Source organism: Hypericibacter terrae, from assembly GCF_008728855.1.
Taxonomy (GTDB): domain Bacteria; phylum Pseudomonadota; class Alphaproteobacteria; order Dongiales; family Dongiaceae; genus Hypericibacter; species Hypericibacter terrae.
The window spans coordinates 1,273,747-1,287,152 of record NZ_CP042906.1 but is presented as its reverse complement, the minus strand read 5'-3'; the positions used below and the strand labels follow the sequence as shown (position 1 = coordinate 1,287,152).

The 13,406-nt window shown below is 67.7% G+C and carries 10 protein-coding genes; 1 reads left to right on the top strand and 9 read right to left on the bottom strand.

Features of this window, described 5'->3' with window-relative positions; translation table 11 throughout:
• Positions 1–2: 2 nt before the first annotated feature.
• Both FRZ44_RS05880 and FRZ44_RS05875 read right to left on the bottom strand, forming a co-directional pair.
• Entirely contained in the window at positions 3–200 is a 198-nt protein-coding gene (locus FRZ44_RS05880; RefSeq protein WP_191908438.1) for a heavy-metal-associated domain-containing protein, read from the bottom strand.
• A 128-nt stretch (positions 201–328) separates the two neighbouring features.
• Positions 329–4,555, bottom strand: coding sequence for an AsmA family protein (locus tag FRZ44_RS05875; protein WP_151176306.1), 4,227 nt, complete (start codon positions 4,553–4,555; stop codon positions 329–331).
• A 149-nt stretch (positions 4,556–4,704) separates the two neighbouring features.
• On the opposite strand from FRZ44_RS05875, the gene FRZ44_RS05870 reads away from it, so the two are divergent.
• Positions 4,705–4,941, top strand: a complete 237-nt coding sequence (locus tag FRZ44_RS05870) for a DUF4169 family protein (RefSeq protein WP_151176305.1) — start codon at positions 4,705–4,707, stop codon at positions 4,939–4,941.
• Between the two features lie 67 nt (positions 4,942–5,008).
• Here FRZ44_RS05870 and FRZ44_RS05865 read toward each other — a convergent pair whose 3' ends face one another.
• The 7 genes from FRZ44_RS05865 to FRZ44_RS05835 all read right to left on the bottom strand — a co-directional run bounded on the left by FRZ44_RS05865 (position 5,009) and on the right by FRZ44_RS05835 (position 12,955).
• The gene (locus tag FRZ44_RS05865; RefSeq protein ID WP_151176304.1) at positions 5,009–5,821 is read right to left on the bottom strand and encodes an enoyl-CoA hydratase-related protein; all 813 of its coding nucleotides are present in this window, start codon (positions 5,819–5,821) and stop codon (positions 5,009–5,011) included.
• A gap of 28 nt (positions 5,822–5,849) precedes the next feature.
• Positions 5,850–6,983, bottom strand: coding sequence for an acyl-CoA dehydrogenase family protein (locus tag FRZ44_RS05860; protein ID WP_151176303.1), 1,134 nt, complete (start codon positions 6,981–6,983; stop codon positions 5,850–5,852).
• Between the two features lie 2 nt (positions 6,984–6,985).
• Positions 6,986–8,206: an acyl-CoA dehydrogenase family protein gene (locus tag FRZ44_RS05855; protein WP_151176302.1), complete on the bottom strand. Its 1,221-nt coding sequence runs from the start codon at positions 8,204–8,206 to the stop codon at positions 6,986–6,988.
• Between the two features lie 150 nt (positions 8,207–8,356).
• Entirely contained in the window at positions 8,357–9,766 is a 1,410-nt protein-coding gene (locus FRZ44_RS05850; RefSeq protein ID WP_151176301.1) for an FAD-linked oxidase C-terminal domain-containing protein, read from the bottom strand.
• Between the two features lie 84 nt (positions 9,767–9,850).
• The gene (locus tag FRZ44_RS05845) at positions 9,851–10,777 is read right to left on the bottom strand and encodes a DMT family transporter (RefSeq protein ID WP_225308564.1); all 927 of its coding nucleotides are present in this window, start codon (positions 10,775–10,777) and stop codon (positions 9,851–9,853) included.
• Positions 10,778–10,788: 11 nt separating this feature from the next.
• Positions 10,789–11,589 carry a sulfite exporter TauE/SafE family protein gene (locus tag FRZ44_RS05840; RefSeq protein WP_151176300.1) on the bottom strand — a complete coding sequence of 267 codons (801 nt, stop codon included), beginning with the start codon at positions 11,587–11,589 and terminating at the stop codon, positions 10,789–10,791.
• Between the two features lie 55 nt (positions 11,590–11,644).
• On the bottom strand, positions 11,645–12,955 hold the full coding sequence (locus FRZ44_RS05835; protein ID WP_151176299.1) for an aspartate aminotransferase family protein: 1,311 nt from the start codon (positions 12,953–12,955) through the stop codon (positions 11,645–11,647).
• Positions 12,956–13,406 lie beyond the last annotated feature (451 nt).

Genomic DNA, 13,406 nt, shown 5'->3' with positions numbered 1-13,406 from the left:
GCTCAGACGACGACCGCGTCGTAGCCCGCAGCCTTCATCGCCGCGGTGGCGGCGGTCGGGTCGAGATCGGCCGCGAGCGACACCTCGCCGCGCTCGAGATCGACCGCGATGGCGCTTTCCGGCGCCAGCCGCGACAGCGCATGGCGGATGGTGCCGGCGCAATGGCCGCAATTCATGCCGTCGACTCTGAATTTCAACATGGTCCTCGCTCCTTCCCGGATGGTCGATGGAGCCGAGATGGGGCTTCCCCCTGGGGCAAGGTCAAGAGCGTCCGATGAAAAAGGGGCCGGCATGGCGCCGGCCCCCGACCTCGGCCTAGATCGAACGGCTATTGCTGCTGATTCTGCTGCTTGAGGATCCCCTGGAGCAGGTTGTTGAGGCCCCCGCTCGGCTGCGTGGGCTGCAGATTGTTCTGCGTGCTGCCGCCACTGACGCCGGCCGCCCCGGGCTCGCTGCTGGGCTCCGGGGTCGTGCTGTCGGGCTGGGCCGGGGCGACATCGGTCGCCGGCGCCGGCGGCGTTCCGGTGACGCCGGCGGCCCCCGGCTCCACGCTCGTATTGTCATTGGCCGGTGGCGTGGTCGTGACCGAAGGCGCGGTCACCGCGGGTGCCGTCACCGTCGGCGTGCTCGTGACCGGCGCGGCATTGACGCCGCCGGCGCCGGGCTCGTTGCTGCTGGGCACAGCCGCCGGCGTGCCGGTTCCCGATCCGCCACCGCCGGTGCCCAGCACCCCCGGCAGGATCTGCTGCCAGATGGTCGAGGGCTTCTGCGTGCCGTTGTTGCCGGTGCCGCTGGGCAGGACCTGCTGCAGCAGATCGCTGGCGGCCGGCGCGCTCGCATTGGTGCCCTGGAAGGCCTTGAACTTGGTGTTGGGCGCGTCGAGCAACCCGTTCAGATTGAGCTGCAGGAAGGGCTGATTGAGGTCCGGCGCCCGGAACACCGTGGCGAGGAAATCGATCGTCCAATCCGGCAGGTCGGCCGCGCCTTGCGCCAGCGCCCGCGCATTGGCGTTGGCGAGCGCCAGATTGTCGGTCGTCACCTTGCCGTCCCGGATCAGGAAATCGCCGGTGAGACTGTTCGGCACGCCGGTGAAGGCGCGATAGGCGGTGTCCGCCACCTGGGTCAGTCCCTGGATCTGCGTGCCTACGCCGCCCAGCTTCTGCTGGGCCAGCGAGCCCAGCAGATTGAGACCGACCGAGCCCACCTGCTGCTCGATCTTGCTCAGGACGGTGATATTGCCGTTGAGGTTGCCGTTGCCGTTGAGGCTGTTCACCAGCTCGTTCATGGAAGCGCCAGCGGCGTTGAGGTCGGTCGTGACCGAGACCGGCCCCGTGATCCGGTCGGCGAGCAGGCCCGCCCCCATCAACTGGCTGCTGCTGAGATTGGTGCCGGCGAAGCGTCCCTGGAAGGTCGGCGTGCCGCGGCTGGCGAGCGTGCCGGCCAGGTCGACGGCGCCGCCGAACGTGTTGCCGGTGAATTTGTCGATGACGAGGGTGCCGTTCTTGAGCACCAGATGCGCATCCAGATTGTCGATCTTGGTGTCGTTCATCACGAAATGCTGCGCCTTGGCGGTGACGTCGGCATCCATGCTGTCGAGCGCCGAGAGATCGAGCGGCTCCTTCGACCAGCGATCGCCCGCGGGTGTGTTCTTCTTCGAATTGCCGTTGCCCGCCGACGCCGGCACGAAGGGCGAGACATCGAACATCGTGCTGGTGAGGTTGGCCGTCAGCATCGGGCGGCCGCCAGCCGGTGCCGCATATTCAGCGGTGCCGGCGAGATCGCTGGCGCCCATCTTGAGCGAGAGATCGGTGACCTTGGCGTTCTCGGTCGTGCCGGTCGCCGTGGCCGAGAGGCTGAGCGGCCCGAGGCTGCCATTGCCGGGCGCGGCATCCGGCGCGAAGGCGGCCGCGAGCTGGCGCAGCTCGGGATGGTTGGCGGTCATGACCAGGTTGAAGCTGGGCGGCGTCGCCATCGGCTTGATGCCGCCCTGGAGCGTGGCGCTGCCGCCGAGCCCGCCCAGGGCCAGGTTGAGCGCCATGTCGTCGGCACCGCCCTTGAGCGTACCTTTGATCGCCAGCGCGCCAAGCTTGGCCGCGGTCGGACCGTCGACGCCGAAGAGGCCCAGGAGGGCCGCCGGCTTGTCGGCCGAGAGATCGATCTGGGTATCGACATGGGGCGTGCCGGTGAGACCCGAGACTGCGCCGTCGAAGCTGCCCTTGGCCACGATGCCGGCCAGGGCCAGCACCGCATTGTAGGTGATCTGGTCGTCGCCGCTCTTGGCCGTGCCGGAGAAATCCAGCTGTCCGAGCTTGGCGTTGGACGCGCCCGCGAGGCCGGCCATCTCGAGCAGCGGGCCCGCATTCTTGGCGGTCAGGGCGAAATCGGTATCGATCCTGGGGATGCCGGCGCCCAGGCCGCTGGCCGTGCCCTTGGCCTTGCCGTTGGCGCCGATGCCGGCGATGTCGAAGGCGATGTCATAGGCGATCTGCTGCCCGCCGCTCGAGAGCTTCCCGGTGAAGGCGAGCTTGCCCAGCTTCTGCGGCGGATTGTCCATGCCCGCGAACTGAAGGACGCGGGTGGCGTCGGCCACCTTCAGGGAGAACTGGCTGTCGAGGGTCGGCTCGGTCGCGAGATTGGCGACCGTGCCGGAAAGACTGCCGGAACCGCCCGCGAAATCCTTCACGCTGACGTCGCGCAAGGTGAGCGTGCCGCCCTGGAGCGTGGCGTCGAGATGCACACCCTTCGCGGTCTGCTCGTTCATGGTCAGGCTGCCGACCTTGAGCTCGACATTGGCATTGAGGCCCGCCAGGGGCTTCAGCGCATCGAGCGGCAATCCGCCCGACGGCTTGGGCTTGCTCGCGTCCGCCGTCTGGGTCGTGTCGGCGCTGCCGGCCTGGGTCGTGCCGGGCTGGGTGGTTGCGGGCTGGGTCGTCTGGGGCAGGGTCGTGTCGGCCGCACCGGCCGCGGGGAGATAGGCGTCGAGATTGATCTGGTCGATGGCAAGCCCGATGCCGAGCCCCGGCACCTTGCGCTCGGCATTGGGGAGCGCGACCACGACGCCGCCGGCGACCCGCGAGGAGTCGAAGCGCAGGTCCATCTCCGCGATCTGGAGCTGGCTCGGCGTGGCGGTGACCCGCGAGGACAGCGACAGCTTGCGCAGCCGGTCCGGCGGCATGGCCGGCATCGCCACCTTCAGCCATTCGAGCAGGCTGCGCAGATTGTCGGAATGAAGCTCGAGCGTGCCGGCGAAGCTCGGCAGGCCTTCGACAGCGGCGAGCTTGCCGGCGAGCGCGACGTCCGAGCCGCCCGGCAGGCTGGCATTGAGGCGCGTGACCGAGACCTCGCCATTGGCGACCTGCGCCACCAGCCTCACCTTGTTGACGACGCCGTTGTTGTAGCTGATCGCCTCGATGCCGAGATCGATATCGGCCAGGATGTTCTGCGGCAGCGAGAAGCTGGGCGGGCGGGTCTGCGGCACCGGCGCCTGGGCCTGCGACTGATCGCCGGCCGGAGGTGGCGCCGCCGCGGCCAGCAGCTTGTCGAGATCGAGCCGCGGCAGCGACAGGGTGAGCTTGGCCTTGATGAGGTCGCCCAGCGCGACCGTGGCCTCGCCCGTCGCCTGCTGATCGCCGAGCGCCAAGGTCAGGTTCTTGGCGCTGCCGCCGGCGACGCCCGCATCGATGTCGGTGGAAGCCGAGAACTTCTGCTTCAGCAGGGCGTTCGCATTGCCGCCCGGCGACAGCGCCTTCATGAGCGCGCTCAGATCGTCGCCGCCCGCCGTCAGCTTGCCGGCCAGATGCGGGCCCGCCTGCGGATCGGTCGACACCACGCCCGAGAATTCGAGCGTCGATTCCGGGTCGCCGAGCGCCAGCTTCAGCCGTACCGTCGAGGGCTGGCCGGCGGACAGGGCGCCGGCATTCGCCTCGAATCGCGCCTTGATCCCCTGATAGGTCGCCGAGCCGGTCGCGTCGAACGGACCCGAAAACGAGCCGATATGGATCTCGGAATCGAGCGCCTCGAGCTTCTGCTCCGAGCCCGCCGCCGGATCGCGATAGATGAAGGTGCCGTTCTCGATCCGCACGCTGTCGAAGGAAAGGGCGAGACCGCCGCCGTTGCCGATGCCCTCATGGGCCGCTTCGCTCGGCGCGGGCGCCGTTTCTCCAGCGGGCGCGATCTCCCAGTTGCCATGCCCGTCGGGCAGCTTCTCGAGCAGGATCGTGGGCTTCACCAGGATCAGGCTCGTGACCTGGATCTTGCCGCTCAGGAGCGGCATCAGCGCCACCCGGACGTCGAGCGATTCCAGGGTCGCCATGTCGGGGGCGCTGCCGCCTTCGGCATTGGCGAACCGCACGCCCTTGACGGAGAGCTTCGGCGCCGGCAGCAGCGCCAGCGAGATGTCGCCATCGATGCTGAGATCGCGGCCCGTCTGCTTGCGGGCTTCGGACTCGATCTGGGCCTTGTATCCGTTCCAGTCGATGAAGCTCGGCACGACCAGGAGGGCGGCCACCGCCAACACCAGAAGAGCACCGACTGCGATCAGGATTTTTTTCGTCATCTCAACTCTCGTGCGGGGTGGGAGTCTCGGGGGCGGGCGCTCCCCTTCCGGGCGAGGTGGCTTTGCGCTAGGCTTGTCGTCGCATCCGATGGTCCGGCCCTCCGAAGCCACCGGCTTCGGCGAGCCGCGACCCCAGGGCAAAGGCAGCCATGGGCGACTTGGTCAATCTAAACAAATTTCGTAAGGCGCGACAGGGCCGCGAGGAGAAGCGCGCGGCTGCGGCAAATCGCGGCAAATATGGCCGATCGAAGGCCGAATTGCTGGAGATGAAGGCTGAACGCGACCGCGGCAGCCGAGACCTCGACGGCAAGAAGGTCGAGCGGCCGCAACCGAACGTAAAGGAATCGCCGGAACCGGCGGCAGAGGGCGAAAAGGGCAGCGATTGACGCACCGCCCACCCGCCGACTGGAACGCGCCGCGCAGGTTTCCGTTCCGCGGCAGACGACGGCCCGGTCAGCGGCCCTTCCAGACCGGGTCGCGCTTCTCGGCGAAGGCGCGCATGCCTTCCTGCATGTCTTCCGACCGCCACAGCCGTTCGTAATAGTCGAGGCCGCTATGGCCGGCCTTGGTCTTCCTCATCGCCGCCGGCAGCCCCATGCCGTCGATCGCCAGCAGCACCTCCTTGATCGCCTGCAGCGCCAGGGGCGCGCCCTTGGCGATCTCCGCGGCCTTGGCGCGGGCCTCGTCCATCAGCGCAGCCTGCGGCACCACCTTATGGACCAGGCCCCAGCGCAGCGCCTCGTCCGCTTCCATGCGCCGGCCGGTCAGCAGCATTTCCTTGGCGACGTTATAGGGAATGAGCCGGGGCAGGCGCTGGATCGCACCGCCATCGGGAATGATGCCGCGCTGCATCTCCGGGAGCGAGAAGAAGGCATTCTCGGCCATGATGATGACGTCGCAGGCAATCGCGATCTCGAAGCCGCCGCCCACCGCGGCGCCATTGACCGCCGCCACCATCGGCTTGGTGAGGCCCCAATATTCGGTGATTCCGGCGAAGCCACCGGCGCCGCTGCCCTGCTCGGGATCGACATCGAGGCTCGGATCGTAACTGACTGCCTCCTCCTTCAGGTCCCAGCCGGCGCAGAAGACGCGATCGCCCCCCGCCGTGACGATCCCGACGCTCAAGGCCGGATCGTCCTGAAGCTGCTTCGCCGCGCGATGGATGGCGCGGCTCATGGCGCGATTGATGGCGTTGGCCTTCGGCCGGTTCAGCGTGATCTCGAGCACCGCGCCGTGGCGGCGCGTCAGGACGATGTCTTCCGTCATCTTGGGGTCATCCTTGAGGAGGGGCGGATCAAGAAGAGAGGCGCCGGAAGCGCTCCAGATGCCAATGCGAATCGCCGAGGGCAAGATCGATGAAGGTGAGCCGCTTGAGATAATGGCCGGCCTCGTAGTCCCAGGTCATGCCGATGCCGCCATGGAGCTGCACGCCTTCCTTGCCGATCTCCCGCCCCAGCGTACCGGTCAGCGATTTGGCGGCGGAAACGCCGGCCGCCCGCGTCGCCGGATCGCTCGCCGCCGCCGCTTCGGCCGCATCGACCGCGACCGACTGCAGCAGCTCGGCCTTCATATAGACGTCGGTCAGCCGGTGCTGCAGCGCCTGGAAGCTGCCGATCAGCTTCCCGAACTGCTCGCGCGTCTTGAAATAGCTCAGCGTCTTCTCATAGACGGCATTGGCAATGCCCGAGGCCTCGGCACAGAGGGCCGCGCGGGCGCGATCGAGCACCGCCTCCAGGATCGGGAACGCCCCATCCTTCGGGCCCACCAGCCGGTCATGCCCCAGCGCCATGCGATCGAACCGCAAGGTGCCCACGCGGCTGCCGTCATGGGCGGCATAGTCCCTGACCTCGAGACCGCGCTGCTGGCGATCGACCAGGAAGAAGGAGAGCCCCGACGCGTCGCCGGGCCGGCCGCCGGTGCGCGCCACCAGCAGGATCCGGTCCGCGGCGGCCGCATAAGGCACGCCCGCCTTGACGCCGGTCAGGAGGAAGCCGCCGCCGTCGAGCTCCGCGCTGGCGGCAATCGCGGCCGGGTCCTGGCGGTCGTCCTCGGCGAAAGCGAGCGTGAGCTTCATCCGGCCTTCGGCGACCGCCGGCAGCATCTCGGATTGTTGTGTCGCCGAACCCGCCGCCGCCACGACAGCGGCGCCCAGAAGGACGGTTGCGAGATAGGGCGAGGCGACCAGTCCGCGCCCGAATGATTCCATCACCAGGCCCACTTCCAGCGGACCCATGCCGAGCCCGCCGGCCGTTTCGGGCAAGGGCAGGCCGAGCCAGCCCAGCTCGGCGAAGCTGCGCCAATCCTCCTCGCTGTAGCCTTCCGGCGTCGCGACCAGCTTCTGGCGGCGGTCGAAGGGATAACGCTCGGCCACGAACCGCGCGACGCTGTCCTTGATCAGGCTCTGTTCTTCGGTCAGTTCGATGCGCATCGCTATTCGAGCCCCAGCACGGCTTTGGTCAGGATGTTCTTCTGAATCTCGTTCGAGCCGCCATAGATCGAGGTCTTGCGCATGTTGAAGAAGGCGCGGGCGGCATAGCGGGCTTCGGGCGGCAGATTTGGCGCGTCCTGGCTCTCGGCCGGCAGATCGGGAGCCGCCCCCAGCGCCACCGCATCGACCTGAAGCTCCAGCAGACCCTGCTGCAGCTCGGTCCCCATCACCTTCAGGATCGAAGCCTCGGCGCCCATCGATTCGGGGCCGCCCGGTCCGAACAGAAGACGCCGCTCCAGCGCCTCCAGCGCGCGCAGCTTGATCTCGGCGGCCGCGAGCCGCGAGCCGAAGGCGTGATCCGACATCAGGCTCGAACCGTCGGCGCGGCGACGGTGCAGGATGGATTTGAGCCGCCCCAGCGTCTGCAGCGAGCGCGACACCTCGGCGATGCCGAAACGCTCGAGGCTCAGCAGATATTTGGCATAGCCCCAGCCCTTATGTTCCTCGCCCAGTCGCTGGGCCACCGGCACCTTCACATTGTCGAAGAAGACCTGGTTGACCTCGTGACCGCCATCGAAGGTGCGGATCGGCCGGATGGTGATGCCGGGCGTCTTCATGTCGAACAGCAGGAAGGTGATGCCCTGCTGCTTCTTGCCGCTGCTGTCGGTGCGGAACAGGCCGAACATCCAGTCGGCGATCTGCGCCTCGGTGGTCCAGATCTTGGTGCCGTTGATGATGTAATGATCGCCCTCGCGTTCGGCGCGGGTCTTGAGGGAGGCCAGATCGGAGCCCGAATTGGGTTCCGAGAAGCCCTGGCACCAGAGCATCTCGCCCTTCAGGATCGGCGGCAGGAAGCGCGCCTTCTGCTCGGCGCTGGCATATTCGATCAGGGTCGGCCCCAGCATCGTGACGCCAAAGGAGACCAGGCGCGGCGCATCGGCCAGCGCCAGCTCGCGCTCGAAGATGAATTGCTGCTCGAAGCTCCAGCCGGGCCCGCCATGTTCCTGGGGCCAGTTCGGGCAGCCCCAGCCGCCCCGCTGGTAGAGAATCCGGTGCCAACGGAGAATATATTCGCGCGGCAGCTCCATGCATTCGGCGGCAACCAGGCGGCGGATCTCTTCCGGCAGATGCGAGCGAATGAAGCCGCGGACCTCGTCGCGAAAGGATTTGAGATCCGGCCGCGCCTCGAGCCAGCCGCTGCCATAGCCGTCGATTTCGATCATGGTCCGCCTTCGCCTGTCGTTTTTTTGTTTTGTTGATTGTCGTTTGTCGCTTGTCGTCCCCTCCCCCGCGAAGCGGGGGAGGGGATAATTTGCCGCTGCTCCACCCCCGCGCGCCTCCGCCGACGAGGCGGAGAGGCCGGGCGGTTTCTCCTACATTCGGAGGATCTTTCCCGGATTCATGATGTTGTCGGGGTCGAAGGCGCGCTTGATCCGCCGCATCGCATCGACGGCCGGCCCGTGCTCCGCCTCGACGAAATCGATCTTGCCATAGCCGACGCCATGCTCGCCGGTGCAGGTGCCGCCCATGGCCAGCGCCCGATGCACCATGCGCTCGTTGAGGCGCTGGGCCGTCTCCATCTCGGCTGAATCGGACGGATCAATGACATAGGTCAGATGGAAATTGCCGTCGCCGACATGGCCGACCAGCGGCGCCAGCATCTTGGACTCGCGGATCTCGCGCTTGGTCTCGGAGATGCAATCCGCCAGCCGCGAGATCGGCACGCACACGTCGGTGGCCCAACCCTTGGCACCGGGGCGGAGCGCGAGCGCCGCGTAATAGGCATTGTGGCGCGCCTGCCAGAGCTTGTTCCGGTCCTCGGCCTGCGTCGCCCAACGGAAAGCGCTGCCGCCATGCTCGGCCGTGATCGCCTTCACCATCTCGACCTGTTCCATGACGCCCGCCTCGGTGCCGTGGAACTCGAAGAACAAGGTCGGCTGCACCGCGTAATCGAGCTTGGAATAGCGGTTGATGGCGTCGAGCTGGACCTCGTCGAGGAGCTCGATGCGCGCGACCGGAATGCCGGACTGGATCGTCTCGATGACGGTGTTGACCGCGTCCTCGATGGTGGGGAAGGCACAGACCGCGGCCGACATCGCCTGCGGAATGCCATAGAGCCGCAACGTCACCTCGGTGATCACGCCCAGCGTCCCTTCGGAGCCGACGAAGACGCGGGTCAGGTCGTAGCCCGCGGCCGATTTGCGCGCGCGGCCGCCGGTCTTGATGACGCTGCCGTCGGAGAGCACCACGGTCAGCCCCAGCACATTCTCGCGCATGGTGCCGTAGCGCACCGCGTTGGTGCCGGAGGCGCGGGTCGCGGCCATGCCGCCGAGGCTGGCATCGGCGCCGGGATCGATCGGAAAGAACAGGCCGGAATCGCGCAGATGCGCGTTGAGCTGCTTGCGGGTGACGCCGGCCTCGACCTGCACGTCCAGATCGCCCTCATGGACCGCCAGGATGCGGTTCATCGGGGAGAGGTCGATCGTGACGCCGCCATGGAGCGCCGCCACATGGCCCTCGAGCCCGGTGCCGGTGCCGAAAGGGATCACCGGCACGCGATGCTCGGCGCAGGCCTTGACGACGGCCTGGACCTCCTCGGTCGAGCGCACGAAGGCGACGGCGTCGGGCGGGGCCGCGGCATGATAGGACTCGTCCTTGCCATGCTGGGCGCGGACGGCGGCCGCGAGCGTGAAGCGGTCGCCCAGGAGACCGCCCAGCCGGGCCAGGAGATCGGCCGGCAGGCGCGAAGCGGCGGACGGGGGAATGGCGTCGGGTGCGTTCATGGGCCCCGAGCCTAATGCCCCGGGCAAGGGCGAGGCAACGGGCCAATCCGGGGCGCCCTGGCCGGTACTTTACGGGGTCCGGAACTATGCCGAGCGGGACACCAGCCACACGCCGGCTACGGCAACAGCCATGCCGACCCCCGCGGCAAGCGGCAAGGTCTCGCCCAGCAGCAGCCAGCCGAACAGCGCCGCGGTCGGCGGCACCAGGAAGAACAGCGCGGATATGCGCGAGGCCTCGCTGCGGTTGATCATGAAGAGCAGCAGGGAGATGGCGAGGATCGAGTTGGCGCCGACGATCCAGCCCAGCGACAGGATGAAATCCGGCGTCCAATCGACCTGCATCGTCTCGAAGCCGAAGGCGAGCGGCGCCATCGTCACGAGGCCGACGGCGTAATGCACCAGATTGACCACGACCGGATGCGCCTCGGCAACAAAGCGCTTCTGATAAAGGGTGGCGCCTGCCATGCCGAGCGTCGCCACGGCACAGCAGAGAATGCCGATATCGAGATCGGTGCCGAAGGACGCGCTGGCGACGATCACCGTGATGGCGCCCGCGGCACCCAGAAGGAGACCGGCCCATCGCAGCGCGCCGACGCGTTCCTTCGCAAAGCGGGGCGCCATCAGGGCTACAAGAAGAGGTTGCGTCGAGGAGATGACCGCCGCGACGCCGGCCGATACGCCCAGCCCCAGGCCGGTCCAGGCCAAACCGAAATAGACCGACTGGATCAGGAACCCGACGACGGCGATATGCAGCCACGCCATGCGGCTTGCCGGCAGCCGGGGCTGCATCACCAGGAAGATCGGCAGGAACACGAGAACGATGATGCCATAGCGAAGCGTCAGGAACGTCAGCGGCTCGGCATTCATCAGCCCGGTCTTGGCGACGCCGAAACCGGAGGACCAGAGCAGCAGGAATATGGCAGGGGCGATTGCCGCGAGCAGATCGCCCCGGAACCGGCGGGAACCGCGCGGGCCGGACTTCGAAAGAACGTCGACGCGCAGCCTTCCCACCCATCGCTCCGTCAGATCGAGGCGCCGGGGCTCCCGCTCCAGAGCTGGAACAGCCCCTGCCCCGCCGTCATGACCGCAAGCAGTACCAGCAGCCACAGCACGATGCGACGGAACAATGCCGGATCGGCCGACTTGAAGCCGCGATTGCCGATCCAGACGCCGATCAGGAGCGGCGGCAGGAACAGGAGGAAGCGCCAGAAGCTGGTCGCGGTGATGAGCCCCTCGCGCGCCTGGAAACCCAGCCCCAGCAGGTCGGTGGCGATGAAGAAGGCGATGATCGAGGCGCGGCCGGCGGCGGCGCCGGCGGGCGAGCTGAAATAGAACAGCACGACCGGCGGGCCCCCGATGCCGAAGGCGCCGTTGAGAAGGCCGCTGGCGCCGCCGGCGGCCAGGGTCGCGGCGCGGTTGGGCATCCGCTTCAGGGCGAAGCCCCGGAGCAGCAGGATCGCCGTGGCGATCACGAAGAGGCCCATCGCCAGCTTCATCGGCGCCACCGGCGCATTGGCCAGGAGCCAGACGCCGAAGGGCACGAAGACCGTGTAGCCCAGCAGCAGCCAGCCGATCGACCGCCAATGGACGTCGCGCCAGATGCCGGGCAGCAGCGGCAAGCTGGCCGCGATCTCGAGCATGAAGATCGAGGGCACGATCTCTGCCGGCTCCATGACGAGCGAGAGCGAGGTGATGGAGAGGAGCGAGAAGCCGAAGCCGGAGAAGCCGCGAACCACCGCGGCCCCCAGCACGCAGATCAGGCTGACGGCAATCAGCACGGCGCTCATGCCGCCGAGATCGATCGCCGCGATGACGCTCGCCATGGCGTTTCCGATGAGGGTGAGAATGGAAAGACCGATTCCCGCCCCCGCTCGGGAATCAGTACTGGCTGAACACCTTGCGCAGGATATCGATCATCTGATCGATATGCGACTTCTCCGCGACGAAGGGCGGGGCCACGATGCCGGAATCACCGGTGAACTTGATATGCAGGCCGGCCGCGAACAGCCGTTTGGTGGCGTCGTAGCCGCGGGCGCCGGGCTTGCCGTCGGTGGCGAGGTCGATACCGGCCAGCATGCCATAGCCGCGGATGTCGGTGACGGCCGGAATGCCCTTCAGCGAATAGACCGCGTCGAGGAAATAGGGCGACAGCTCGGCCGCGCGCTGGAACAGGCCTTCCTTCTCATAGATGTTGAGCGCGGCGATGCCGGCGGCGCAGGCCGCCGGATGAGCCGAATAGGTATAGCCATGGAAGAGCTCGACCGCGTGGTCGGGCGCGCTGTCCACGATCGTGCCGTAGATCTTGTCGCTGACGGCGACGGCGCCCATCGGCTGCGCGCCGTTGGTGAGCGCCTTGGCCATGGTGATCATGTCCGGCGTCACGCCGAAGCTCTGCGCGCCGAACGCCTTGCCGGTACGGCCGAAGCCGCAGATGACCTCGTCGAACACCAGCAGGATGCCGTGCGTGTCGCAGATCTTGCGCAGGCGGTCGAGATAGCCCTTGGGCGGCACCAGCACGCCGGTCGAGCCCGCGATCGGCTCGACGAAGCAGGCCGCGATGGTCGAGGCGCCATAGAGATCGACGAAGCGCTGCAGATCGTCGGCGAGCTCCGCGCCCTTCTCCGGTTGGCCGCGGGTGAAGCGCGCCTCGGGCGACCAGGTATGGCGCATATGGACGACGCCCGGCATGACCGCGCCGAAGGTCTCGCGGTTGCGGACCATGCCGGCGAGCGACACGCCGCCGATATTGACGCCGTGATAGGCGCGCTCCCGGCTGACGAAGCGGGTGCGCTGGCCGTCGCCGCGCGCCCGGTGATAGGCGAGCGCGATCTTGATCGCGGTATCGACCGATTCGGAGCCCGAGTTGCAGAAGAAGACATAGTCGAGCCCGTCGGGCGTGAGCGCCGCGACCTTGCGGGCGAGCTCGAAGGAGGACGGGTGCGCCACCTGGAAGTGGGGCCCGTAATCCATCTCGAGGAGCTGCTTGCCGACCGCCTCGGCGATCTCCTTGCGGGCATGGCCGGCGGCGACGCAGAACAGGCCCGAGCTGCCGTCGAGCAGCTTCTCGCCCTTGTGGTTCCAGTAATAGACCCCCTCGCCCTTCACCAGGAGCCGGGGCTCCTGCTTGAAATCGCGATTGGATGTGAAAGGCAGCCAGTGATTCTCGAGCGTGTTGGCTTCGTACTGCATGGCGGCACCCGGGGGTCAGGAGAAGGACGAAAGGCCTCTCGGCACTGACAGCCATCCTAACGGCCAGGGTCGCGGCCCTATAGGGACAGGGCCGCGCAATTGGAGGGGACAGGGGACCCGCCGGGCAAAGTCCGCGTGGTGAATCAGACCTTAATAGTCACCGCCGTGAAAACCCCACCGTCACCCCCGCGAAAGCGGGGGCCCATGTCGATCCAGCGGTGTCGGTGGAGAGTTGGGTCCCCGCTTTCGCGGGGATGACCATGGGAGCAACTTGCGCAACATCGCGCGGTCGCAGGGCTGCCGATACCTTGCCGCATCTGTAGGGGTCATCGCACCCGCCCTACCGTCACCCCCGCGAAAGCGGGGGCCCGTGTCGATCCAGCGGTGTCGGTGGAGAGTTGGGTCCCCGCTTTCGCGGGGATGACGTCAGGAGCGCGGGATCGACCGCTCG

Coding starts and splice junctions, on each gene's coding strand:
- FRZ44_RS05880 (WP_191908438.1), bottom strand. CDS start 200: ATGTTGAAATTCAGAGTCGACGGCATGAATTGCGGCCATTGCGCCGGC.
- FRZ44_RS05875 (WP_151176306.1), bottom strand. CDS start 4,555: ATGACGAAAAAAATCCTGATCGCAGTCGGTGCTCTTCTGGTGTTGGCG.
- FRZ44_RS05870 (WP_151176305.1), top strand. CDS start 4,705: ATGGGCGACTTGGTCAATCTAAACAAATTTCGTAAGGCGCGACAGGGC.
- FRZ44_RS05865 (WP_151176304.1), bottom strand. CDS start 5,821: ATGACGGAAGACATCGTCCTGACGCGCCGCCACGGCGCGGTGCTCGAG.
- FRZ44_RS05860 (WP_151176303.1), bottom strand. CDS start 6,983: ATGCGCATCGAACTGACCGAAGAACAGAGCCTGATCAAGGACAGCGTC.
- FRZ44_RS05855 (WP_151176302.1), bottom strand. CDS start 8,206: ATGATCGAAATCGACGGCTATGGCAGCGGCTGGCTCGAGGCGCGGCCG.
- FRZ44_RS05850 (WP_151176301.1), bottom strand. CDS start 9,766: ATGAACGCACCCGACGCCATTCCCCCGTCCGCCGCTTCGCGCCTGCCG.
- FRZ44_RS05840 (WP_151176300.1), bottom strand. CDS start 11,589: ATGGCGAGCGTCATCGCGGCGATCGATCTCGGCGGCATGAGCGCCGTG.
- FRZ44_RS05835 (WP_151176299.1), bottom strand. CDS start 12,955: ATGCAGTACGAAGCCAACACGCTCGAGAATCACTGGCTGCCTTTCACA.